Below are 21,376 nucleotides of genomic sequence, written 5' to 3' on the forward strand. Positions count from 1 at the left end.
ACGGAAATGTTACTGTATAACAATTGTTGCGCAAGGAACCTCCCCTGATGAAGTCGCCTTCTGCCGCCCTGCTCGATGCCGGCGCGGTCGCCCTGTCCAGCCTGTGCCTGCTGCACTGCCTGGCGCTGCCCCTGCTGGCCGCCGCGCTGCCGCTGTTCGGCACCTGGGCCGAAGCGGAATGGGTCCACCTGCTGTTCGTGGCCATCGCCCTGCCACTGACCGGCTACGCGCTGTGGCGGGCCGAGCGCCGTCACCCGCTGCCGGTACTGGCCTGGGCCACCGCCGGCGTGGGTCTTGGCCTGCTGCTGGCCGGCGCACTGGCGCTGCCGACGCATGCATGGGAAACACCGATGACCGTCACCGGCAGCCTGCTGCTGGCCGCCACGCATATCTGGAACGCGCGGCACCGGCACGCGGGGTAGTGCCGGCCGCTGGCCGGCAACCGCATGAGCTTCGGACGCCACGGGTAGTGCCGGCCGCTGGCCGGCAACCGCATGAACTTCAGACGCCACGGGTAGTGCCGGCCGCTGGCCGGCAACTGCATGAGCTCCGGACGCCACGGGTAGTGCCGGCCACTGGCCGGCAACCGCATGAGCTTCGGACGCAACCTGCAGTTGCCGGCCGACGGCCGGCACTACCCCTGCTATTTGCCATAGCGGCGCAGCAACTCCACCAGCACCGCAGCCTCGTCCGCCCGCTGCTGCGGGTCATCGGCACCCACTACGTGTTCCTGCAGGTGCTCGTGCAGCAGCTCCATCAGCAGGCTGTGGGCCGCACCGCGCACGGCGGCCACCTGCACCAGCACGTCCGCGCAGTCACCCGCTTCCCCCTCGGGGGTGTCCAGCGCCTGCTCCAACGCCGCCACCTGACCCGCGATACGGCGTACCCGTGTCAGCAGCTGCTTTCGATTCTTGTGTACATGGGCCATGGCGGGATCATATACCCTATGGGGGTATCCACTCCAGCTCCCACCGCCATGCAATTGGACGCCCTCGCCGCCGCCCGCCGCCACGAACACCGCTTCGACGATGGCAACCCGCTGGCCGAACGCAATACCCGCCGCGCCCTGTGGCTCACCGTCGCCATGATGCTGGTAGAGATCGTCGGCGGCTGGTGGTTCAACTCCATGGCCGTGCTCGCCGACGGCTGGCACATGAGTTCGCACGCGCTGGCGCTGGGCCTCTCGGTGTTCGCCTACCGCTGTGCGCGGCGCTACGCACACGATCCGCGCTTCGCCTTCGGCACCTGGAAGATCGAGATCCTGGCCGGCTACACCAGCGCCATCGCCCTGCTTGGCGTCGCCGCATTGATGGCCGTGCAATCGCTGGAACGGCTGTGGGTGCCCGCCCCCATCCACTACAACGAAGCCATCGCCATCGCAGCGGTGGGCCTGGGCGTGAACCTGCTCTGCGCCTGGTGGTTGCACGACAGCCCGGGCCACGCGCATCATCACCACGGGCATGACCATGGCCATCATCACGGACATGACCACGAACACCACGATCACGGCCATGCACACGGTCACGACCTCAACCTGCGCTCGGCCTACGTGCACGTGCTGGCCGACGCCGCCACCTCGGTACTGGCCATCGTCGCCCTGCTCGGCGGCAAGCTGCTCGGCCTGACCTGGCTGGACCCGGTGATGGGCCTGGTCGGCGCCGTGCTGGTTACTGTCTGGGCGATCGGCCTGCTGCGCGACAGTGGCCGCATCCTGCTCGATGCGCAGATGGACGCGCCGGTGGTGGCCGAAGTGCGCGAAGCGATCGAAAAAGGCCCGTGGCCGGCACGCCTGGCGGACCTGCACGTCTGGCAGGTGGGTCGCGGCAAGTACGCGGTCAGCGCCAGCGTGGTCACCAGCGACGTCAGTCTGGATGCCGATACCGTGCGCAACGCGCTGGCGATTCATGAGGAGCTGGTGCACGTGACGGTGGAGATTCACCGCAGCGCATGATCCACGCCGGGTAGTGCCGGCCGCTGGCCGGCATGGCATGCTCCGGCCGCCGCTGACCAGTAGAGCCAGGCCATGCCTGGCTGCGTTGCCCACAAGTCGAGCATGGCTCGACTCTACAACTACAGCTTCAACATCATCCGCAACAGGTACATCAGCAGCGGCAGCGCGCTCAGCACTGCACCACCGATGCCGATCCACGGCCAGCGCTCACCGCGCACGCGCGAAGCCACCGCCAGACCGCAGCCCACCAGCGCCGCGCCCAGCACGCCAACGCCCAGCCCCGCCGCCAGGCTGTTGTCTCCCGCCGCCTGCGCTGCGAGCGTACCCGCGCCCCAGCCCACCACGATCCCCAGCCAACTGGCCACGCCGCACCACGGTGCCTTGCCCTTCGCCATCCGAAAACCCCTGTGTCCTTGCCGAATTTCTGTACGGACCACGCCCGTGTGCTGCCTACACTAGCCGCACCTGCCCCGTCGGGACATCCCATGCGCACGCTCCGCCTGCTGCTGCCAGGTGCCCTCCTGCTGCTCACCGCCTGCAGCGGTGATGCCGGGCTTCCTTTCAGCGCCGACCCATTGCAGGGCTGCTTCGCCACCGGCGCGCGCAAACCGGCCGACTTCCGCATCGAGAAGGAAGGCGGCCAGTACTTCGTCTCCTTCAGCCGTGGCGAGCAGTGGCAGCGCGAGCCGAATGCCCTGCACAAGGCCACCCGCAGCGAGATCAGCCGCTACTTCCGCGACGACGCCGAGCAGATCGACAGCGCCTTGATCCGCATGGCCGGTGGCTTCGGCATCTTCCACTTCAACAAGGGCGCGACGCTGAAGGGCAAGGCCAGCGACAGTGACTACATGGCGTTGATGCTGATTGGGGCCGGGCCGGTTTATGCGGTGAAGTGCCCGTAAGATGCAATGATTCTGATGGCCGCGCACGCCTGTCTGAGCACATCCTGCGCACTTTGAGGATCAACACCAATGCTGCTCTTCCTGCTGCTTGCGGTGAGCACCGCCAAAACCCAGGGTGCCTATGACGAAGTCCGGGAACTGCCCGACGGCCAGACGCTGATATTGCGCACCCTGGACTGGGATCTCGGCGATGGTCGCCACGAGCGCGTTACCGTGCATTGGCTGCTGCAGGAAGACGGCAGCCTGCGCTACGACTTTGATCGGCAGCCACCGGAAACCCAGGAGGTCCACCGTCAGTCGTGCGCGCTGCAGGGCATGCGGCCTTCGCGTGGCGTCAACATGATCTCAGGAGAAGGAGCCACGCACGGCTTCAGCTGCACCAGCCAGCGGTAGCGCCGAGCCCACGCTCGGCTCCTCCCGTCTACATCCACGCATGGCGTGGATCTACTGCAGCAGCCACGCGTGGCCCCGGCAACAGCTGCGGTACCATGCCCTCCCCCGAACCGCCCCGGTACCCGCCTTGCCCCATTACACCGGCCCCCTGCTGACCCGCGACAGCGCTGACACCCTGCGCCGTGCCCATAACAAGGGCGCTGCCGACTGGCAGGGCTCGCTCGACCTTGGCCGCAGCGAGGACAGCGTGGTGCTGGATGCCGACGGCTTCCACTTCCGTGGCCAGCGCTACCCGTGGCCGGGCAAGCTGAAGGACCGCACGCTGTACTACTGGGATGGCGAGGACTTCGCACCTATCTCGCGCTACAGCAGCTCGCTGATCAAGCTGGTGCCGACCGAATGGGGCGCACCGACCTTCGAGATCGACGGCATCAAGATGCTGCCGACCTCCAAGCTGTCACCGTTCGAGGATGCGCGCCGTAAGGTCGAGCTGGTCGCCCCGGCCGGCAAGGTCATCCTCGATACCTGCGGCGGCCTGGGCTACTTCGCCGCCTGCGCGCTGGAGGCCGGTGTCGGCCAGATCCGCTCGTTCGAGAAGAACACCGACGTGATGTGGCTGCGCACGCTCAACCCGTGGTCCCCGGATCCGGACTCGGCCGCGGCCGGTGGACGCCTGCAGTTCAGCCACGGCGATGTCTCACAGCAGATTGAACAGGTGGCCAGCAACAGCGTCGACGCGATCCTGCACGACCCGCCGCGCTTCGGCATCGCCGGCGAACTGTACTCACAGGTGTTCTACGACCACCTCGCCCGCGTCATCCGCAAAGGCGGGCGCTTGTTCCACTACACCGGCGCGCCGAACAAGCTGACCAGCGGCCGCGACGTGCCGCGTGAAGTAGCCAAGCGCCTGGAAAAGGCCGGCTTCAAGGCCGAACTGGCGCTTGACGGCGTGCTTGCCGTCAAGCGCTGAGCCTCACTCCGAATCCACCTTCGCCAGCTTCATCACCCACGCCGGCACCTCGGGTTCACCGGCGTAGAAGTCTTTCGGCTTCTTCTCGGCCATCGCCCAGCGGTGCAGCCAGCTCGGGCCATAGCGACCGCTGTAGCCCTCGGCGCCACGCGCATAAGCAGGGTCGCGCATCGCGTCCTCCAGCGAGATGAAGCGATAGCCGCGCCGCTTGGTCGCCGCCACCAGTTCGGCAAACGTGGCTGCATTGAGTTCATTCGCATGCATCAGCCAGACCTGCGGCAGCGCGTAGCCCAGCAGCGCCTGCGACTGCTTCTCGTAGTAGTCCAGCTTGTTCAGCATGTAGGGCACATAGCCCTTGCGCAGCTGCGCCAGCGTCGCCTCGCGTTCGGGCGAGTCAGGCTGTTCGTTCATCACGTTGGCATAGGCGAAGGCCCACACCCACTCACCGTTGTCGACCGTCACCGGCGCCACGCGGTAGCCGTGCGCCTTGAAGAACACGTCCATCTCCGCGCGTTCTTCCGGTGTGCGTCCGGCACGTAGATAGGGATGGCGCATCCACTGCGGCTTCAGTCCGCGCTCGGCCAGCAAGGGTCGCAGCACCGTTTGACCACGCAGGAAATCCTGCTGGAACGCAGGCACGCCCTTGGCGTTCAGATCCATGTGCGAATAGGTGTGGTTGCCCAGCACATAACCGGCATCCAGCCAGTCGCGCAGCATCTGCACCCGCGCCGGCTGCACCTGCCCGTCGACCTCAAGCTTGTTCTCGTTGACGAAGCCCACCACCGGCACGCCCGCCTGGCGCAGCTCTGCCATCAGCGCTTCATGCCGCGACTGCAGGTCCGGCGGAACGATCTCGTCCACGCGCGCCCAAGGCAGGTCGTCGATGGTCACCGCAATCCGGCGGTCCACTTCGGCGGCGTGTACCGCCAACGAACACAGCAGCAACGGCACAGCACGCATCAACCAACGCATCAGCACTTCCTTGCAGGAGCGAAGTGCTGACTTTAGCGCGATTGCGGGCGCGTGGTTGGTCACACACCCGCTATGGGCTGGGCGACTGCACCTGACGTTCGCGCACTATCGCCCGCCACAGCATGAACCCCGCAGCCATCGCCATCAGCATCAACGCGACCAGCACCAGGGCAAGATCATCAGGGTTGCGCAGCAGCGGCGCATGCTCATGGGTGAGGATCTCGAACACTACCTGCTGCGCCTGCGCCAGCGGCAACCTGCCCTGCTCACCCAGCTCAACCATGCACGCCGCAGGAGACAGCGTCGCTACGCTGGTCCATGCCGTGTCGTACAGACGCAGCGCCCAACTGGCCAACGCCAGTATCACGCCATGCAGTGCCATCATTCCCCAGTTGGCCACGCGCAGTCTCCCCGGCAGGCGCCCGAGCCGATAGAGACTGATCGACATCGCACCCAGCATGGCCAGTGTCACGCCGGCCAGCGGAATCCAATGCAACGGCTGCCAAGGCTCAAGCGCCAGCGAACGGGCCATCAACTGCTCCGCCACCTGCATGCGTGCCACCGAATCCGGGCCGCCGCAGGTTTCATCCACCGGCTCCAGCAGAAGATCCACGCGGTAATGGAAGAAGCCGGCTGCCAGCGCCATCGACAGCAGCGCCACCACCTGCAGCACCATCAGGATCGGGCCGGGACCACAGATACGACAGAAGCGGGTAGCAGCAGAGACCATCGGTTCATCCATGACAACAAAGGACCATCCTAACCAAGCGCCCTGTGCTTGTCGGCTGGCGGATACGACAACCGGCGCGCGGTCCCGGTAGGATGTGGATGAGCATGGATGGTCGTATGTAGAGGTGTTGTGGATGGTCACGCTGTATCTGTGGGTGCGAACGCTGCTTCCGCTGTTGGCGTTCGTGATCGCGTGGATGCTGCTGTCGCGCCTGATCAAGGCCCGCGCAGCGCGCCTTCCACGGGTTCCCTTTAACCTGCCCGAGCACGGCAGCAGCCCGCGCAGGAAGGACCGGCGCATCTACGCGCGCAAGCTGCGGTGCAAACCGGGCCTGCGCACCGCAACTCGCCCGGCCACCGCACCGCGCAGCTGGAACCTCGCGGCGGTGTTCGTTTCGCTCTCCGCATTGATCGCCGCCGTGCTGGTCGTGCCGGATGGCGCGCACTTCCAGGTCATGGTCGAGAGCCTCACCGGCTACCCGGCCACGATTGCTGAAGTACGTGTTCCCGCTGCCCGGCAGCCCCTCGTAATGCAGGCATGGCAGCCAGCACTGACGCAGCTGTCGCGGCCGGTAGCAATGCGCTACCCGATCGGGCGCACCGGCGGCGAGCATGATGCGTGCGCCACGCTACCGGTACAGGTGAGGCATCAGGGTGATCGCCTGCAGGTGGCTACGGCCATACCGGTGGACGCCGATGTTCTGCGTGCGGAGCTTGCGCGCCTGGCTGAGGTGCCGGTTGAGGCAATCACCGTCCGCCAGCGCGAGACCTCACCCTGGCTGGAACCCGGCTGGAAGCCGCTGGCCGACCTGTAGAGCCGAGCCCATGCTCGGCTGCTTTTGCCGTAGATCCACGCCATGCGTGGATGGATGCAGAGCGGAGTCGAGCATGGCTCGACTCCACAGATCAGGATCCGCGTGGCAGCTTCGCCGCCCACATGTTGTCCACCAGATTCGGATAACGCCGCCCGTTCTCTTCCGCACGCTGCCGAGCTGCCTCTTTCTGGGCGGCCGACAACGGCTGCGACGTCTGGCCCTTGGGATTGGGCTTCTTCCAAGGCGGTGTCTTCGGTTCGCGCATCGCGGCAGCTTACCGTTTCAGGAAGTTCAGCAGTGCCAGATTGAAGTGATCAGCATGACTGGTGTTGCAGCCATGCGGCGCATCTTCAAGGATCACCACTTCGCTGCCGGCAATCGTCTGATGGGTGCGTTCGCCAGAACCCTCGAACGGCACGATGGCATCGCTGTCGCCGTGCAGGATCAGGGTGGGCACGGTGATCTTCTTCAGGTCTTCGCGGAAATCGGTTGTAGCAAACGCCTTCATGCACCCCAGCGCTGCGTTCTGGTCCGATTGATGGCACAGCGCGATCGCCGCCTGACGCGTCTCTTCGGTCACCATCAACTGGCCATTGGCGCTGAAGAAATCGCGGGTGAAGCCATCGAAGAACGCCTCACGATCCTTCTCAAGACCACTGCGCATTTCAGCGGCCTTTTCCTGGGTGAGCGGGCCATGCGGATTGTCATCACTGCGCAGCAGATACGGCGGCACGGCAGCAGCAAACACCACGCTGTGCAGGCGCTCCTGACCGTGGTTGGCCACATAGCGCGCCACCTCACCGCCGCCCATCGAGAAGCCGACCAGGGTGACGTCGCGAAGATCACGCTCTTCGATCAACCCGGCTAGGTCTGCGGCCAGCGTGTCGTAGTCATAACCCTCGCCCGGCTTGTCGGAGCGGCCAAAGCCGCGGCGGTCGTAGCTGATCACGCGGTACTGGGCATCGCGCAGGATCGACACCTGTTGTTTCCAGGCATCGGCGGACAGCGGCCAGCCGTGGATCAGAATGACCGGGCGGCCGTCACCACCGGTGTCTTCAACGTGCAGGCGAATGCGGGAAGCAGGCATGGGAGCTCCTGTGGAAGGGGAGGATTTCAGGCTAGTGGCCGGCCCCTATCGCGACCGTGATGGAATCGCCGATCGCCATGACATCGCCTGCACAGGCGACGCCGCTGGAGCCGGGCCGTCAATGCGGGCATTCGCTCCGCGGAAAGCCCGTTTCGTCGCAGGTCGGCTGCAGCGGCCCAGATGCCATGCGAGCCTGCGTGAACCATCCCCGGGAGTTTCGCCATGCTGCTGCTCACCCTGCCCCTGCTCGCCGCCGGTCTCGCTGCCGCACCGTCGCCCGCCGATGACCTGCGCCAACAGATCCGCCAGGCCGACACCCAGCTCTTTGCTGTGGCCTTCGAGGCCTGCGATGCCGACCGGGCCGCCGCGATGACCACCGAAGACATGGAGTTCTTCCATGACAAGGACGGCAAGTCAGCCAGCAACCGCGAGGACTTCCGCCGCAGCGTGGCCAACATGTGCAGCAATGCGCGCAAGGGCGGCTGGAGCCTGCGTCGTGAGCTGGTGGAACCTTCGCTGCAGGTGTTCCCGTTGCACTACGAGCGGGCGCTGGAGATCGGCGACCACCGTTTCCATGAACGTGGCAAGGACGGTGTGGAACGCTGGGTGGGCCAGGCCCGCTTCATCCAGGTCTGGCGCCGCGTGGACGGGCGCTGGTTGGCCGAGCGGGTGATCAGCTACGACCATCGGCCGGCGGACTGACCCCTCGGGCGCGCTTCACGGGCCGGATCTATACTGACCGGGCCCACCACGACCCACCGCTACCGTTCGATCGCCATGGCAGAGATCACCAACAACCACCCCGACTACGGCCTCAACCAGCAGATCCGCCAGGGCGTGGCCACACTGGACGCCCAGCATGGTCGCCCGTTCGACCAGACCAGCGAGCGACTAACTGCCAGCCTGACCGTGCTCGCCCGCGAGCGGGGCCTGCAGCAGGTCGACCATGTGCTGGTCAGCAATGCGACGGCCCAGCATCCGGCCGGGCACAACATCTTCGTGGTGCAGGGCGACCCGGCCAATCCTGCGCATCTGCGGGCGATGATGCCGACCGCTGTGGCGGCGCAGACGCCGGTGGAGCAGTCGATGCAGAAGCTGGGCATTGCCCCGCAGCAACCCACCGTGGGACAGCTGCCCGAACAGCAGGCCCGAGAGCAGGAACAGCAGCAGAACCCGGCACACCGCCTGGGCTGAACCGCCTCCAGCGTTGCTGGCGGCCCAGCGCGAGAATGCCGGCTCGCCGTGGCGCTTGCCGCCCTAGGCCATACGCGGCCCGGACTGCTCCTGCACTTGGCGCTGCTGCAGCTCATCCTGCGTGCGCGACTGCGCAGACTGCGACAGCTGCTCGGCACGCTCGAACGAGGTTTCCGCCGGTGTCTGCGCGGCCACCGCAGTTGGCATGCTGGCGCGCAGCTGTGCCGGGTCGTCGCGCTCGCCCTGCACGATGAAGATGTTCTGCGCCACATCGGCCTGCGCCGTGCGATCGCTCAACAGCACGTGGTCGACCTGGGTCAGGCCGTTCGCCTTGGCCAGGGCGTACAGGCTGGCGCTGATGTTCTCGCTGGCGGCATCGAAGGCGCGGCCCCGCTCTGCATCGAGCAGGGCCACGCCCTGGTGGATCTGCGAGAGCAGCAAGTCGTTGCCGTGCCTGGCGAGATGAACACCGCTTCGTTCGCCCACGCCCTCAGCGTCGCTCAGGATGCGTTGCTGGAAGCTGCGCGCGGGCAAGGGATTGGTTTTCTTCTGATTGAGCTCGCTGTCCGGAAACGGCGGATCAATGCTGTCCACACCATGGATGTTGCGCAGCGGTCGGAATCCATCCTTGCCTGCGCCCTTGCTCTCCAAGGGAATACGGACATCGGGAAGCAATTGACCAATACCGCCTCCCAGCGCGTTCACGTCGATGCTCTTTTTCCGCTCGATGCCCGCGTGGTTCAACGCTTCCCAGGTGAAGTCAACGCAGTTGTGGCGCACGTCCTTGTATTGCAGATCGAAGCCGTACTTACTTGGGTACGTGCCGAACGCTTCAAGCTTCTTGTACTGCTCCTCGCTGATTTCGAGAGTGCGGCTGTAATGGGGGTCCTTGTAGATTGTCGCATCATCATTCATGACCTTGCCTTGGCCGTTCACGCTTCCGTGTTCTATGGGTGCAAACCCGTAGCTCTGAGGCTGCTGACCGGGTGCACGAAGCACGTAGAACATGTGGCCTGGCCCGGAAGTCTGCGGCACCCCATCAATAACTTCCTGGCTACCGGTCTTCTTGTCTATCAACGGCGTACCGGGGGCGGCGATGATGATCTCGACGGCGTAACGTGGCTTGTCCATAAGAAGACCCCTTCAATTCCCATCAGAGGTGTGACAGTGGCTATTTTCCAGAGAGTGGGTCGGCATGAACCCGCAGCTGTGCCGGGTAATGCTGGAGCGCAGCGGTGGGCTGCACCGTGCGCACATCCAGGCGGTAGCGGGCACCCGTTTCCAGCGGCAGCGTAACGATGCTCAACCTGTATCGGTTGGCGTCCATCGATACCTGCTGCGCGTAGCGCCAGTCTGCCGATGCATGCCATTCGGGGAGCGGCTCACCCAGATTGCGCGCCCTTGCCTGATGGACATCAGAGGTTGCAACGTCCTGCCAGGCACCTGCTACCCAGCGCTGTAGGGACAGCTGGAAGGGAACATGAACACTGTCCATATCTGGCTCACTGCCGGGCCCGGGTCCATGTCGCTGCACTTCAAGATCCAGCACATAGGGTCGACCCGGATAGAAGTTGCGGGTATTTGTCTCGAACTCGAACCGCACCGCCTGGCCGGGTTCGGCCACGTCGATCGGCTTGACCAGATCCAGCGGCTCCGGCGCATCCGGTATGCGGCTGTTGCAGGCGCCGAGTGCGCCCGCCAGCGTGAAGATCAGGCCGGCAAGCAACCAGCGATGGATACCCAGCATGATTCAGACCCTTTGGCTCCCTGCCATGAAGTTTCTACCCTGGCGAGCGAACAAAGGCGCCACAACCAAGCGATTGATTACTTTCCAGCGGGACGGGCGGCATGGACCCGCAAACGGGCCGAGTAATCCTGCAGTGCCGTGGTCCTCTGCACCGTACGCACGTCCACGCGGTAGCGGGAGTCAATTTCCAGTGGCAGAGCAACCAGGCTCAGCGTGTACTGGCCGTCACTGCCCATGTGCGGCGACGTATACCGCCATTCGCTGGATGCATGCCATTCTGGAAGTGCTGCCCCCGCGTTGCGAGCCATTGCCTGGTAGCTGTCGTAGGTCGCAACGTCCTGCCAAGCACCTGCGGTCAAGCGCTGCAGGGACACCTCAAAGGGGATCTGCATCGTGGCGATACTCGGCTCGCGGGTGTCCTCCGGCCCCTGATGCTCAACTTCCAGCTCCAGCGCATACGTGCGACCCGGATAGAAGTTGCGGGCATTCGTCTCGAATTCGAACCGCACCTCCTGGCCGGGTTCGGCAACGTCGATCGATTTGACCAGATCCAGCGGCTCCGGCGCGTCCGGTACGCGGCTGCTGCAGCCGCCGAGTGCGCCCGCCAGCATGAAGAACAGGCCGGCACGCAGCCAGCGATGGGTACCCAGCATGATTCAGACCCTTTGGCTCCCTGCCATGGGCTTCAACCCTAGCGGGCGGCCTCCGGCACTGCAACCGGGCAAAGAAAAAGGCAGGGTCTGCACCCTGCCTTCTTCACGCGGCACGTCGGCGGGCGTGGCCCGGCGTCATCGCATTACAGCTGAATCCGCGCCACGCTCTCGTCGGCGCCCTTGTCATCCTTCTCGCCGTTCTTGATGCTCACGAACAACACGTTGTTCTTCGCATCCAGCGCCAGGCTGTTCGGGTGGGTCGGCACCGTGTAGGTGGCCACCTTCTGGTAGCTGTCACTGTTGTAGGCGGTCACCGTGCCGGCTTCGCGGTTGGTCACGTACAGGCGCTTGCGCGGTGCATCCAGCAGGATGCCCAGCGGGCCGGCATCGGTCGGGATGCTGGCCAGTTCCTTGCCGGTGCTGCGGTCCAGCACCAGCACGCGCTGGCCCGGGTGCTTGCTGACCAGGCCGCTGCTCTTGGCCTGGTAGCCACGCAGGAATTCCGAGCCCTGATCGGTCACGAACAGGCGCTTACCGGCCGGGTCCAGCGCGATGTTCATCGGCTGCTCGGCGGCGATCTTGTGCTGCGCCACCACCTTGTTCGAATCGGTGCCCACCACCACCAGATCGGCCAGCAGGTTACTGGTGTAGACGCGCTTGTTGGCCGCATCCAGCGCCAGGCCCGGCGCCTTGGCATTGCCCAGGCCGTCGATGGTGTTGATCACCTTCAGCGTGGTGGTATCGATCACGAACAGCACGCTGCTCACGTCCGGCTGGCTGCTGTGGCCGGTCACGTACAGGCGGTTGGCGGCGCTGTCGACCACCAGCTCGCGCAGGTCGTGGGTGTAGGCGGCCTTGCCGTCCTTGCCGGTCTTCTTCTCCATCAGCTGGATGGTGCCGACGGCCTTGTTCTGCGCGGTGTCGACCACGGTCACCGACAGGTCCACGGTGTTGCCCACGTACAGGCGATTGTGGGCGTCATCCAGCACCACGCCGAACGCTTTGCGCTCCAGCGGGATGCGGGTTTCCACGGCCAGCGTGGTCGGGTTCAGGCGCAGCACCTGGGCCGGGCCAGCGTCATCGCCGAAGCCGCCAGAGGAGGCCACGAACACGGCGTTCTGCTTCGGGCTGTAGGCCAGCTCGTACAGGCCCATGGCCACAGCCTGGCGCTGCACCGCAGTGGTGGCGCTGGCAGCAGGTGCGTTGTCGGCAAATGCGGAGGGCACGCCGAGGCTGAGCGAAACGGCAACGGCCAGGGCGGCCGAGCGGAAGAGAGGATTACGGAACATGCGAGCGTCCTTGAATGGGCACGGGAGGGTGTCCTGGCTCGCTGGGCCGTTCTACGACGGCCCGACCTGCATCTGTCTGCGCGGGGTGGGCTGGCTGGGTAGCGGGGGAATGGTAGCAGGTGGGGGGCGTGGCGTGCGTCTGAGCGCGTATGGCAGGCGCGCGGATTACTGCTCTTTCAAGCGCAGCGAATCAGCCACATCGGTCTTGGCCGCCACCTCGGTGGCGATGCTGGCACGGCGGTGCCCCGGGTCGTTGCGATCGCCCTGCACGATGAAGATGCTTTCGGCGGCATGGCTGCTCTTGGTTGGTTGGCTGAGCAGCACGTGATCTACCCGCGAGAGATTGTTCTGCTTGGCCAGTACCAGCAGGCTGGCGCTGATGCGCTGGCTGGCCGCATCGAACGGGCGGCCATGCGCGGCGTCCAGCTCGGCCACCTTCTGGATCAGCTGCGCGAACAGGCGATGGTCCGGATGCGAGGGGTCCAGCAGCGTGCCGGCCACTTCGATCGGTGTCGGCGGCGGCTCATCGCTGGCACGGTCGCCCTGGCGATGGTGCTCGGCCTCGCGCTCCGGCATCGCATGGTGGGTTTCGGCATTCAGGTCACTGCCCGGGAACGGCGCGGCAATGCACTGGATTTCCGGCAGGTTGAACAGCACCGCGAACTCGCCCAGGTTGCTGCCGCCGTCCAGCGGCGCTGGCAGCGGATGCAGGCCGGCGTAGTGCAGCGCCGCCCAGACGAAATCGCTGCAACGGTTGATGGTGGCCGGGCGATCCACATCGAATTCGAACTCGGCCGGTTCCTCGGCGAAATCACGCAGGCAACCGTAGTGCTCCTCGGTGATTTCCAGAGTGCGACTGTAATACGGGTCCAGATGCTCATCGGCATCGTCGTGGCGCACCTGCGCGTACTGCACGCCGGTGTGGGTATCGCCCGGCGCTAGGCGCGGCGGTGCGAAGCCGTAGCTGTGGGCCTCGTCGCCCGCGGCTACCTGCAGGTACATGTGGCCGCGCGGCGAGATGCCCCCGCTCTTAAGCGGGGTGCCGGGGGCGGCCAGGTACAGCGTTGCCGTGTAGCGTGTTGCCTGCTCCATGCCTGTTCAGCCTTGATGGGTGCTGCGGTCCTGAGCGGATGATGGCATAGGTGGGATGGCGGGCAGGTGGAGAAGCCCAAGCTGCGGGATCGGCTTTCTGAATGTGTGAACCAGCATGCATTCCGGCAGCGTAAGGCCGAAGATGTGGAGTACGGCGGGAGGGAGTCGTATATTCTTTAGAAAGAGAGCAATGGAATTGCTGATGAACACATCTTCGCCAGTCCGCGTGCCGCAATCTGAGCGTGATGAGCCCACCGAACGGGACAGCGGGCAGAATGCGTTCTGTTGTGTGTGGCCAGGAAAGCCTTGGCGGGTACAGACCCTGGCCACAGATGCGACTCTTACTCCATTTCCTTGCAGCGGTTTCGGTCGGAGTCCGTGTACGGCGCATGCCGTTATTCCTGACCCTGCGCAGCTACAGCACCTGTAGGCGGAAACTAGCAACGCACAGGCGCGCTACATTCATCACCAGCTCCAATCAATACCAATCCCAGGAAAAGACGATGCCCATCGAATTCAGGCCCGACTCCAACTCTGCATTCGATGCACTCAGCGCGGTGAGAATTTCTTACCCGCGGGTTCAACCTGCCACGCTGTCCGATGGGCGCGAAGTCACTGAGTATCAATACACTTTCCGTCGTGACGGTGAGCGGGTAGCGTCGCTTGGCATCTTTGGAACAGAAACGCTTGCGATTGACGAGAACGGCCGTGAGCGAATTTACACATTGGACCTTAGTACCAGTGAAGTACTGAAATCGATCATCGATTTCAAAGAGGAAATAGGAAATTCCGATGAAGCTTCTGCATTCATCCGCGCCGTCGCGCAGGGACTGGTTAATGTATTTTCCAATCAACCCAGCATTTTTGAGAGCATTCGCTACATCGCAGTCGCTCGGATTGATTCATTGCTTCAACTTGGCATCGCAATGCCAGCGGACAGAATTCAGCTACAGAACGAAGAAGTAGTTCTAGGCAGCTTGTTTGTTCCGCAGAAGCAGGCTGAGGCAGGGTGATATGCCCCAGTTCTCATTTGAAAATTTCGCACTGACGACCCTGACGCCTGCCACAGATGCGGCCAGTGGGGCACTGCTTACCGACCTGCAGAAGGCAGAGGTGGTCAGCTACCTGAAATCCCCAGGCTCCGGGCCCGACGGAGTGACGAGCTACGAAGAGTTCGTAAACTCAAAGCTGCGCACCTTCCCCGCTGAACTTCCGCCCGGCGTTGATTATGTAGCGTTCTCGGGTACGGACAGCTTCGACAAGGGAAACTATTTCAATGCAACGGACTACGGTAAGAATTTACAGGGAAGGACAGGTATCATCGGGGATACCCCGTGGGGAAAGTACATTGAAGAGATTGTAGACAAACCTGAAGCCCATCCGGACTTTCACACGGTTGCCGACAAGTTCCAGGCATTCATGGATGCTCGGGGCTTCAAGCCGATGGGCAACGGTGTTGGCGCGCTCCAAGACATGATGTGGAACGCTGGCAGCCCCAAGTTTTTCGAGAACGCCATCGCCACAGGCAAGCCCTTGGTGGCATTTGTCGAGAATGCCAAGCTCGAGCGTGGCTTCCACAAATTTGAGCTAGCCACCGCCCTCGACCACCCCACCGTCCGCATCAACGGCTACCCCATAAGCGCCTTCGGGCCTGAGCCGCTGGCCTTCGCAAGCCAGTCCGCCGCCGAGTACCAGGCGCTTGAGCGCAGCCTCGCGCAGCATGCCACTACCAACAGCGCGCACCCCGTCGACGTCGCGCAGGTGCGCCTGCATCTCAAGCCCATCGACGGCTATGACGCTGTCAGCAAGACACTCTTCGAACGACCGCTGCACGACTACAGCGCGTTGAACCTGAGCGAGATGTCGACCACGCGCGCGAACTGGGTCGCCGCGCATGCCAACCTGGGCACAGGACCACGTCTGTTCGCTGATCTTCCCGAACCACCATCGCACGCGCCCCTGCAGCCAGGAGCTCCACGCGGCCCTCCTCGTGCGGCGACGGTTGCCGAAGCAGTGACCGACGTTGCACCGCATGGCATGCACGCCGGAATCAACCCCGCTATCAAGGTTGCCGGCGTTGCAGGCGTCGCCCTGCTTGCGCACGACTTCGCCACCTCTGGACACAAGTGGATCGAACTCAACTCGCAGGGCAATGCCGCAGGCGCAGATTCCACCGCTGCACACTTCGTGGGCCGCAACTTCGGCGGCGCAGTGGGTGGCTTTCTTGGCGGCGCTGGTGTCGGCCTCGCTTCGGGTTCATGGACGGGGCCCGGCGCCATTGCAACGGGTATCGGTGGCGGCGTCCTGGGTGCGTATCTCGGCGAACGCTGGGCCGAGCAGAAAGACATTGAACGCGTCTACTCCCAGGTTGACCCGATGGGGCGCACCTGGACGCGCGACCCCGCTGATCCCAATGGGCGCTGGCTACGAGCCGGCGAACAGCAGCAGGTCCAGAGCACCGACCTGGGCAGCGGCGTCGAAGTCCGCCCGGTGCAGACGGCACAGGGTGACGACGTCACCTTCCGCACCAGCTATGTTGCCACCGGCACACTAGAGCGCCAGTTGAACTGGCAGGCGGCTCGGGCCTCCTATGAGCTGGGTCTGTCGAACCCACCACCACCGCTGGATCCCTACCGACTGAGCGCACATGGCTCGGCCGAGCCCGCGCGAGGTGCCTTCGAAACCGATCGCGCCTTTGTACGCGATGCCAGCTCGGGGAAATGGGAACTTGAAATCAAGGAAATGGTGGATGGTCGAGTGCCCAACAGCCGCCACCTGCCGGTCTCGGCGGAGCAGGCGCAGGCGCTGGATGAACAGTCGCGCGCGGTCATCGCCCAGAACGCATCCAACACCAAAGCCGCGATGGCTGCGCGCTATATGGTTGCTCACGAGCAAGGGCGTTGGAGTGACTTCGGCGACGCGAACGATCCATCCATTCCCCGTGCCGTTCAGGACGCGCAGGCCAGCGCCAACACGTTGAAGGCGAGTGATGGCAATGCCTATACACGGCAGGCGGATGGCCAATGGGTCAGCAAGGGCATGATCTTTGACAGCATCGCCAACCGGAACCTGAGCGACGAACTGGAGATCACCTGGCAAAGCCAGAATGACGGCATCGCCGGACTGCACGACATCGCGAGGCAGCTCAAGGACACCGCGCAGGTTGCACACGAAGGTATTCGCGGCCAGGTGGATGCGCTCTACGCGCGCCATGGCATCGAGCGCACCGAGCATCAGCTTGCAGCTACAGCCGTCGCTGTAGAGCAGACGCTGAACCTGCAAAGCAAAACAGGCGACGTGGTTCTGGAACTGATGCCAGACCCACGTACCCACGCGCCCAGCGCAGAAAGTGCCATCGCCACGTTCGGTGATGCGGGCGGCAACCGGATGATGCTCACCGGCACCACCACCACTGAAGATATTGCACGCGCTCAATCACAGCTTCGGCCTGAGGCCTCACTGGCTGCCCAAGGCGCTGCGCTTGCAGATCAGGCGACGACGCCCGACGTGCCCGAGCTACGCATTGCTGCGTTGACTGCAAAGGAGCAGGACGCACACCGGCAAGCGCTGCAGGAGGCCAATCGTCAAGGCAGTGCGGCGGTGGATGCGCAGCAGGCAGCGTCTGCGGCCGTGCTGGAGGCGCGAGGGGGCCATGTCGACCCGGTTGAGATACTGAAGGTCGACAGTAACCTGCAGCCAGGTGCGGCAACCGCCGGCGCCACCGTTGAGTCCGCTCGCCAGCCCGCTCCGACGCCCGCTCCTGTCATCGCGGCGCCCTCGGCGGTGATTGTTGAGCCAGAACGCACACGTCCTTCGCGAGAGAGTGAGCAACGAGTCGAGAATCGCTCTGAACGGCAAGCCGATTCGGCGCAGCGCGCAGAGGATGCCGCCCGGCAAGATGTTCGGAAGGAGGCGCCGGCACCGACTGCACCAGCAGTGGGCCCTCAAAGTGCCTCGCAGCATGAACCGACTGTAGAGCAGGCCCGTCAGGAGCAGAATGCCTCGGTCGTAAATACTGCGGCCAGTGCAGGCTCGAGCCAGCCAGTTCAGATGCAAGAGCATTGGACTGAGGATCCCGCGCACCAGGGCAGTGCTGAGCCGCAGAAGCTTGCGGATGCGCTGCAGGCGCAGCCCGCCGCCGCTACAGCTCAAGACAAAGCAGAGACGCAACCTTCTGAGAGCGAGCAGACACCAAGGACCGCACAGGAAGTCCCGTTGGATCCCCCAGTTCCGCCACCACCGGCCCGGGACAATCCAGAGCTGGAACCTACAGACCCCAGAACGGCTGACGTTGGCGGAGACGCTACCCATCAGACAGCGCCTCCCTCTTCCGCCTCAGATGAGGAGCGCGACCTCCCTGAGCATGTAACGCCGCAGCCGGCCACTCTGACGGAAAGCAATCCAATGCAGCCCGGCCATCCCGATCACCCGCTCTATCAGCAGATCCGCGAGGGGGTGGAAGAGCTGGACGCCAAGCACGGCCGGAGCTTCGATGCGGCAAGCGAGAGAATGACCGCCAGCCTGCTGGTTCTGGCCAAGGACAATGATCTGTCCCACGTTGATCATGTGCTCGTAAGCAACGCCACTGCAACGCATCCTGCCGGCCATACCCTCTTCGTGGTGCAGGGCGAGGCGAACGATCCTGCCCATCTGCGCGCCTCCATGCCAACGGCAGAAGCCGCGCAGACGCCTGTGGAGGAATCACTGCTGCAGTTCGATTCGGTCAGCAGGGAAGCGCAGCAGCGCGCACTGGCCAATCAGCAGGAACAGCTGTTGCAGGATGAGCGAGCGCAGCAGGACATCCAGGTGCGCGCAGCAAACGCGTGGTAGCTGCGAGGATCCGACGGCACGGCGATCAGCTGTTGAACCACCACTCGCCCTTCGCACTCACATGGCGACTGCAGAGGCCGCCCAGCGGCCAGTGCAGGAGAGCTTGAACCAGGTGGAAGCAATCGGCCACCGGCAAGCGCATGAGCAGGCAGACATGCAGCGCACGCAGGAGCAACAGCAGCGGGTTTCGGCGCCGTCGATGTAGGCTACTGGCTTCAGCTAGCTCGACTATTCCACCGGCGGCCTCGCCTCGATGGCCCGGCGCTTTTCTTCATCGAAGAGAAGGCACTCGGCAAAGGTCTCATCGAGCCGCAGCACTTGCTTCTACAATTCCGGGACGCCCGTAAGAATGGCGAGGTGCTGCCCCGCCATCATTGAAAGGTTGTTGCTCATCCGGATGACGTTGATCGCCAAGGGCATGGGGAAGCCATCGCGACTCCGGCTCATTGCGTGTACCCCTGCGTGTACGAATGAGTTCAGCGGAGCCCAGGCGTGGACCTTCAGCTCGATGAGGTGCGGAAGTAGATTGTCCAGTTCCGCTACTTTTGCGAATGCTTCCAGCATCTTCGAAAGCATCGGCAACTTTTGCTTGCTCGTTCCAGCCTCCGGCGGCAGGCACAGCAACTCGACCTGCTCGTCGGCTGCGCAATGCAGGATCCAGACGGACCGCGTGAAGGCCTCGTACTGGCAGCGCATCAATGCCATCGCAGAGGACGCCATGGCCTGCAGCAGCGTACGAAGGGCGTCTGCGTGTTCAAGGCTCAGCAACGCTGCGTCCATTGACGCCAACAATCTGGGCGAGTCATCCGCCAACGAATGATCCACCGTAGAGAGGATCGCCTCGCGAAGCAGCGCGGATCGATTGAGCAGGTCTTCCATGACGATGACTCCTGGTATCGGCGGGTGGAGCATATCCAGCGGAGGGAGCTGCCCGTCAGAGCGCATGCCCGACTGGTCCCGTGCTTTGAGACCGCTCCGGGCCATCCTCCCCTCTCCATTGGAGGATGCCCATGACCAGAATCGACCCCACATGGCTGGAAGCCTTCGACAAAGAGCTCCTCCACCTGTTCGCCATCGACCATCGCGATGCCGGCATGGATGAGTATCTGCTGGGCTGCTATGCAGACCTTCCGCCACGCGAGGCGGCGCTGGCGTTCGGCAGCGACTACGACCTGGAGCGCGACGATGCGCTGTGGCCTCGGCCGGGCGTGGCGCTGCAAAGTTAAGTTGTGTCGCAATCGGCACGCTGCGCGAATGAGCCCTGTGGGCTACGTGTCGCTTTTGGGATCCCGAACAGCTGCAAACCGTGCTTTTCAATGCACATTCGGGCGGTAACTTAACACCGGCCGAAACCACTGCACCGCAAGGGTTCTGCCACGCGCGCCCCATGCAACAATGCTGTAAGCGTCAGCATTTGCGGCCTCTGCGGCCTACGGTTTCTTGGCATCTCGCAGTCATGCGAGTACACCTTGGCGTGCCACCTCGCACTAGGTGGCGCGGGACTCGAAAACCCGTCTGAATACCCAGTGCTTTGCGCTTGCCAGTCGGCGTCATCCTCGGATGGCGCCGGCTGGCAATCCGTTCGCGATCCATGGCGGGCGGTGCGTGGGGGTCCTCGGACCCGCCGGATTGGGTATTCACCGGTTTTCGAGACACGCACCGTCCGCCGCCTTTATCGGTGGCGTTGCTATCTGTCCTGTACGGAGCATTGCCATGAACACATCGGACTTCCGTTCCCTGCACGCGCAGTACGATCCGGACAACGCCGAACCCGAGCGCGAACCGTCCGTCGATCCCAACGCCTTCGTCGCCACGCTGCACCGCATCGGAACCGGTGCGGCTGCGGATGGCCAGCCTTGGCCTGAACGGCATCAACTGCCTGGGCGGTGTCTTCAGCTGGCTGATGCGGATTGCGCGCTAGCCGGGCTGCGCGTGGTGGCGGAGCTGATGCTGGCTGCGGAGCGCACCCGGCAGAACGGTGCGCCCGAGGAGTACCTCGGGGATCGGGTGATGGAAGGGTTGAAGATGGCGTGTGTGGCGTTGACTGCGCAGGTGGCTGAGCGGTTGCAGGTGCGGGAGTAGCCTAGGTGGATCTGGCCGCCTGTCGCTCGACCGCTGGCCATCCGAGCGCCATCGGTTGACCATTCGTTTTCTAGTCCACCCGCTATCTGCAGAGTGTCAAATGAAGCTTCTGATCTACGGCGCTGTGCTGCTGGCGGCGCTGTCTGCGGCGATCGCCAGCCGGCATGCACCCAAGGCCGACTTGGAACTGCGGACGTTTCGGAAGGTGTCCGACGCTGAATTTGCTGTCATGCGCGAGGAAGCCGTTCGACTGTTGCGCGGGGGCCTAGTACAGCACGCGCGCTACGCGGGAGACCGATACTTCGAGGTCAGCTGTGACGGCATACCCGTGATGCTGGTGGATAACTCGTTGGAGCAGCTTGTTATTGTGCTGTACGCGGATAGGGAAATTGATGTTCCCTGCGTTGTGCCGCTGCTATTGCATTGGAGTGGGCGGTTTGTGGCGGAGCGGGCGCGCGCCTAGCGAATGTGAGTACAGCGGAATGGGAGACCACTCTGGACTACCTCTGCAAGGCCCGCATTATGATACGACTAGCCGCCACCACTGTGCCCTGCACCTTAATCTCGTGCTGCACACTCTCGTCGTCCGCATGCAGTTGGCTGACGCCAATTGCACCTTAGCCTCCCCTACGGGCCCCAGCCGAACTGGACTTGGCTAAGGAGCTCACGC

At 64.1% G+C, this 21,376-nt stretch carries 25 protein-coding genes; 13 read left to right on the forward strand and 12 right to left on the reverse strand.

The features are described 5' to 3' along the window. The first annotated feature begins 47 nt into the window (after window positions 1-47). Window positions 48-422, forward strand: a complete 375-nt coding sequence (locus AC5O77_RS17435) for a MerC domain-containing protein (RefSeq protein WP_253079187.1) — start codon at window positions 48-50, stop codon at window positions 420-422. 221 nt (window positions 423-643) lie between these two features. On the opposite strand, the gene AC5O77_RS17440 is transcribed toward AC5O77_RS17435, so the two are convergent. Next, complete coding sequence (locus AC5O77_RS17440; RefSeq protein ID WP_197584825.1) at window positions 644-928, reverse strand: metal-sensing transcriptional repressor; 285 nt, start codon at window positions 926-928, stop codon at window positions 644-646. Window positions 929-976: 48 nt separating this feature from the next. Between AC5O77_RS17440 and dmeF the strand changes: the two genes are divergently transcribed. Next, on the forward strand, window positions 977-1,951 hold the full coding sequence (gene dmeF / locus AC5O77_RS17445) for a CDF family Co(II)/Ni(II) efflux transporter DmeF (protein ID WP_494506999.1): 975 nt from the start codon (window positions 977-979) through the stop codon (window positions 1,949-1,951). 119 nt (window positions 1,952-2,070) lie between these two features. Here the strand turns inward: dmeF and AC5O77_RS17450 are convergent, their stop codons facing one another. Then, a complete protein-coding gene (locus AC5O77_RS17450) occupies window positions 2,071-2,346 on the reverse strand; it encodes a hypothetical protein (protein WP_494507000.1) in 276 nt (91 codons plus the stop codon). Between the two features lie 90 nt (window positions 2,347-2,436). On the opposite strand from AC5O77_RS17450, the gene AC5O77_RS17455 reads away from it, so the two are divergent. The 3 genes from AC5O77_RS17455 to AC5O77_RS17465 all read left to right on the forward strand — a co-directional run bounded on the left by AC5O77_RS17455 (window position 2,437) and on the right by AC5O77_RS17465 (window position 4,216). Beyond that, window positions 2,437-2,853, forward strand: a complete 417-nt coding sequence (locus AC5O77_RS17455; protein WP_004139692.1) for a hypothetical protein — start codon at window positions 2,437-2,439, stop codon at window positions 2,851-2,853. A gap of 69 nt (window positions 2,854-2,922) precedes the next feature. Further along, window positions 2,923-3,246: a hypothetical protein gene (locus AC5O77_RS17460; RefSeq protein WP_494507001.1), complete on the forward strand. Its 324-nt coding sequence runs from the start codon at window positions 2,923-2,925 to the stop codon at window positions 3,244-3,246. A 127-nt stretch (window positions 3,247-3,373) separates the two neighbouring features. Beyond that, window positions 3,374-4,216, forward strand: a complete 843-nt coding sequence (locus tag AC5O77_RS17465; protein WP_494507002.1) for a class I SAM-dependent methyltransferase — start codon at window positions 3,374-3,376, stop codon at window positions 4,214-4,216. 3 nt (window positions 4,217-4,219) lie between these two features. Here AC5O77_RS17465 and AC5O77_RS17470 read toward each other — a convergent pair whose 3' ends face one another. Together AC5O77_RS17470 and AC5O77_RS17475 are read right to left on the reverse strand one after the other, a co-directional pair. Next, a complete protein-coding gene (locus tag AC5O77_RS17470; protein ID WP_494507003.1) occupies window positions 4,220-5,188 on the reverse strand; it encodes a polysaccharide deacetylase family protein in 969 nt (322 codons plus the stop codon). A gap of 70 nt (window positions 5,189-5,258) precedes the next feature. After that, on the reverse strand, window positions 5,259-5,918 hold the full coding sequence (locus tag AC5O77_RS17475) for a hypothetical protein (RefSeq protein ID WP_494507004.1): 660 nt from the start codon (window positions 5,916-5,918) through the stop codon (window positions 5,259-5,261). A gap of 133 nt (window positions 5,919-6,051) precedes the next feature. Here AC5O77_RS17475 and AC5O77_RS17480 point away from each other — a divergent pair, with 133 nt between their 5' ends. After that, on the forward strand, window positions 6,052-6,732 hold the full coding sequence (locus tag AC5O77_RS17480; RefSeq protein WP_494507005.1) for a hypothetical protein: 681 nt from the start codon (window positions 6,052-6,054) through the stop codon (window positions 6,730-6,732). A 91-nt stretch (window positions 6,733-6,823) separates the two neighbouring features. Here AC5O77_RS17480 and AC5O77_RS17485 read toward each other — a convergent pair whose 3' ends face one another. After that, window positions 6,824-6,997 carry a hypothetical protein gene (locus AC5O77_RS17485; RefSeq protein WP_004139657.1) on the reverse strand — a complete coding sequence of 58 codons (174 nt, stop codon included), beginning with the start codon at window positions 6,995-6,997 and terminating at the stop codon, window positions 6,824-6,826. Window positions 6,998-7,006: 9 nt separating this feature from the next. Further along, the gene (locus AC5O77_RS17490) at window positions 7,007-7,819 is read right to left on the reverse strand and encodes an alpha/beta fold hydrolase (RefSeq protein ID WP_494507006.1); all 813 of its coding nucleotides are present in this window, start codon (window positions 7,817-7,819) and stop codon (window positions 7,007-7,009) included. Window positions 7,820-8,041: 222 nt separating this feature from the next. Between AC5O77_RS17490 and AC5O77_RS17495 the strand changes: the two genes are divergently transcribed. Next, entirely contained in the window at window positions 8,042-8,521 is a 480-nt protein-coding gene (locus AC5O77_RS17495) for a nuclear transport factor 2 family protein (protein WP_494507007.1), read from the forward strand. Between the two features lie 75 nt (window positions 8,522-8,596). Continuing rightward, entirely contained in the window at window positions 8,597-9,013 is a 417-nt protein-coding gene (locus AC5O77_RS17500; RefSeq protein WP_494507008.1) for an XVIPCD domain-containing protein, read from the forward strand. 63 nt (window positions 9,014-9,076) lie between these two features. Here AC5O77_RS17500 and AC5O77_RS17505 read toward each other — a convergent pair whose 3' ends face one another. The 5 genes from AC5O77_RS17505 to AC5O77_RS17525 form a co-directional block, all read right to left on the reverse strand. Then, window positions 9,077-10,144 carry an XVIPCD domain-containing protein gene (locus tag AC5O77_RS17505; RefSeq protein WP_494507009.1) on the reverse strand — a complete coding sequence of 356 codons (1,068 nt, stop codon included), beginning with the start codon at window positions 10,142-10,144 and terminating at the stop codon, window positions 9,077-9,079. Window positions 10,145-10,184: 40 nt separating this feature from the next. After that, window positions 10,185-10,760 (reverse strand): hypothetical protein, encoded by a 576-nt coding sequence (locus tag AC5O77_RS17510; protein WP_494507010.1) that lies wholly within the window; start codon window positions 10,758-10,760, stop codon window positions 10,185-10,187. 77 nt (window positions 10,761-10,837) lie between these two features. After that, the gene (locus AC5O77_RS17515) at window positions 10,838-11,413 is read right to left on the reverse strand and encodes a hypothetical protein (protein WP_494507011.1); all 576 of its coding nucleotides are present in this window, start codon (window positions 11,411-11,413) and stop codon (window positions 10,838-10,840) included. Between the two features lie 143 nt (window positions 11,414-11,556). Further along, the gene (locus tag AC5O77_RS17520; RefSeq protein WP_494507012.1) at window positions 11,557-12,702 is read right to left on the reverse strand and encodes a YncE family protein; all 1,146 of its coding nucleotides are present in this window, start codon (window positions 12,700-12,702) and stop codon (window positions 11,557-11,559) included. 165 nt (window positions 12,703-12,867) lie between these two features. Beyond that, window positions 12,868-13,794, reverse strand: coding sequence for an XVIPCD domain-containing protein (locus AC5O77_RS17525; protein ID WP_494507013.1), 927 nt, complete (start codon window positions 13,792-13,794; stop codon window positions 12,868-12,870). Window positions 13,795-14,297: 503 nt separating this feature from the next. On the opposite strand from AC5O77_RS17525, the gene AC5O77_RS17530 reads away from it, so the two are divergent. Both AC5O77_RS17530 and AC5O77_RS17535 read left to right on the forward strand, forming a co-directional pair. Next, entirely contained in the window at window positions 14,298-14,807 is a 510-nt protein-coding gene (locus tag AC5O77_RS17530) for a hypothetical protein (protein ID WP_253079199.1), read from the forward strand. Between the two features lies 1 nt (window position 14,808). Next, on the forward strand, window positions 14,809-18,624 hold the full coding sequence (locus AC5O77_RS17535) for an XVIPCD domain-containing protein (protein ID WP_494507014.1): 3,816 nt from the start codon (window positions 14,809-14,811) through the stop codon (window positions 18,622-18,624). A gap of 324 nt (window positions 18,625-18,948) precedes the next feature. On the opposite strand, the gene AC5O77_RS17540 is transcribed toward AC5O77_RS17535, so the two are convergent. Continuing rightward, complete coding sequence (locus AC5O77_RS17540) at window positions 18,949-19,503, reverse strand: DUF6988 family protein (RefSeq protein ID WP_494507015.1); 555 nt, start codon at window positions 19,501-19,503, stop codon at window positions 18,949-18,951. A 131-nt stretch (window positions 19,504-19,634) separates the two neighbouring features. On the opposite strand from AC5O77_RS17540, the gene AC5O77_RS17545 reads away from it, so the two are divergent. The 3 genes from AC5O77_RS17545 to AC5O77_RS17555 all read left to right on the forward strand — a co-directional run bounded on the left by AC5O77_RS17545 (window position 19,635) and on the right by AC5O77_RS17555 (window position 21,169). Continuing rightward, window positions 19,635-19,850 carry a hypothetical protein gene (locus AC5O77_RS17545; protein WP_494507016.1) on the forward strand — a complete coding sequence of 72 codons (216 nt, stop codon included), beginning with the start codon at window positions 19,635-19,637 and terminating at the stop codon, window positions 19,848-19,850. 487 nt (window positions 19,851-20,337) lie between these two features. After that, window positions 20,338-20,706, forward strand: coding sequence for a hypothetical protein (locus AC5O77_RS17550; RefSeq protein WP_021202978.1), 369 nt, complete (start codon window positions 20,338-20,340; stop codon window positions 20,704-20,706). Between the two features lie 100 nt (window positions 20,707-20,806). Next, window positions 20,807-21,169 carry a hypothetical protein gene (locus AC5O77_RS17555; RefSeq protein ID WP_494507017.1) on the forward strand — a complete coding sequence of 121 codons (363 nt, stop codon included), beginning with the start codon at window positions 20,807-20,809 and terminating at the stop codon, window positions 21,167-21,169. Window positions 21,170-21,376: the final 207 nt, after the last annotated feature.

The sequence above is a fragment of the Stenotrophomonas sp. INTA L402-1 genome, assembly GCF_059295135.1.

Coding starts and splice junctions, on each gene's coding strand:
- AC5O77_RS17435 (WP_253079187.1), top strand. CDS start 48: ATGAAGTCGCCTTCTGCCGCCCTGCTCGATGCCGGCGCGGTCGCCCTG.
- AC5O77_RS17440 (WP_197584825.1), bottom strand. CDS start 928: ATGGCCCATGTACACAAGAATCGAAAGCAGCTGCTGACACGGGTACGC.
- dmeF (WP_494506999.1), top strand. CDS start 977: ATGCAATTGGACGCCCTCGCCGCCGCCCGCCGCCACGAACACCGCTTC.
- AC5O77_RS17450 (WP_494507000.1), bottom strand. CDS start 2,346: ATGGCGAAGGGCAAGGCACCGTGGTGCGGCGTGGCCAGTTGGCTGGGG.
- AC5O77_RS17455 (WP_004139692.1), top strand. CDS start 2,437: ATGCGCACGCTCCGCCTGCTGCTGCCAGGTGCCCTCCTGCTGCTCACC.
- AC5O77_RS17460 (WP_494507001.1), top strand. CDS start 2,923: ATGCTGCTCTTCCTGCTGCTTGCGGTGAGCACCGCCAAAACCCAGGGT.
- AC5O77_RS17470 (WP_494507003.1), bottom strand. CDS start 5,188: ATGCGTTGGTTGATGCGTGCTGTGCCGTTGCTGCTGTGTTCGTTGGCG.
- AC5O77_RS17475 (WP_494507004.1), bottom strand. CDS start 5,918: ATGGTCTCTGCTGCTACCCGCTTCTGTCGTATCTGTGGTCCCGGCCCG.
- AC5O77_RS17480 (WP_494507005.1), top strand. CDS start 6,052: ATGGTCACGCTGTATCTGTGGGTGCGAACGCTGCTTCCGCTGTTGGCG.
- AC5O77_RS17485 (WP_004139657.1), bottom strand. CDS start 6,997: ATGCGCGAACCGAAGACACCGCCTTGGAAGAAGCCCAATCCCAAGGGC.
- AC5O77_RS17490 (WP_494507006.1), bottom strand. CDS start 7,819: ATGCCTGCTTCCCGCATTCGCCTGCACGTTGAAGACACCGGTGGTGAC.
- AC5O77_RS17495 (WP_494507007.1), top strand. CDS start 8,042: ATGCTGCTGCTCACCCTGCCCCTGCTCGCCGCCGGTCTCGCTGCCGCA.
- AC5O77_RS17500 (WP_494507008.1), top strand. CDS start 8,597: ATGGCAGAGATCACCAACAACCACCCCGACTACGGCCTCAACCAGCAG.
- AC5O77_RS17505 (WP_494507009.1), bottom strand. CDS start 10,144: ATGGACAAGCCACGTTACGCCGTCGAGATCATCATCGCCGCCCCCGGT.
- AC5O77_RS17510 (WP_494507010.1), bottom strand. CDS start 10,760: ATGCTGGGTATCCATCGCTGGTTGCTTGCCGGCCTGATCTTCACGCTG.
- AC5O77_RS17515 (WP_494507011.1), bottom strand. CDS start 11,413: ATGCTGGGTACCCATCGCTGGCTGCGTGCCGGCCTGTTCTTCATGCTG.
- AC5O77_RS17520 (WP_494507012.1), bottom strand. CDS start 12,702: ATGTTCCGTAATCCTCTCTTCCGCTCGGCCGCCCTGGCCGTTGCCGTT.
- AC5O77_RS17525 (WP_494507013.1), bottom strand. CDS start 13,794: ATGGAGCAGGCAACACGCTACACGGCAACGCTGTACCTGGCCGCCCCC.
- AC5O77_RS17530 (WP_253079199.1), top strand. CDS start 14,298: ATGCCCATCGAATTCAGGCCCGACTCCAACTCTGCATTCGATGCACTC.
- AC5O77_RS17535 (WP_494507014.1), top strand. CDS start 14,809: ATGCCCCAGTTCTCATTTGAAAATTTCGCACTGACGACCCTGACGCCT.
- AC5O77_RS17540 (WP_494507015.1), bottom strand. CDS start 19,503: ATGGAAGACCTGCTCAATCGATCCGCGCTGCTTCGCGAGGCGATCCTC.
- AC5O77_RS17545 (WP_494507016.1), top strand. CDS start 19,635: ATGACCAGAATCGACCCCACATGGCTGGAAGCCTTCGACAAAGAGCTC.
- AC5O77_RS17550 (WP_021202978.1), top strand. CDS start 20,338: ATGAACACATCGGACTTCCGTTCCCTGCACGCGCAGTACGATCCGGAC.
- AC5O77_RS17555 (WP_494507017.1), top strand. CDS start 20,807: ATGAAGCTTCTGATCTACGGCGCTGTGCTGCTGGCGGCGCTGTCTGCG.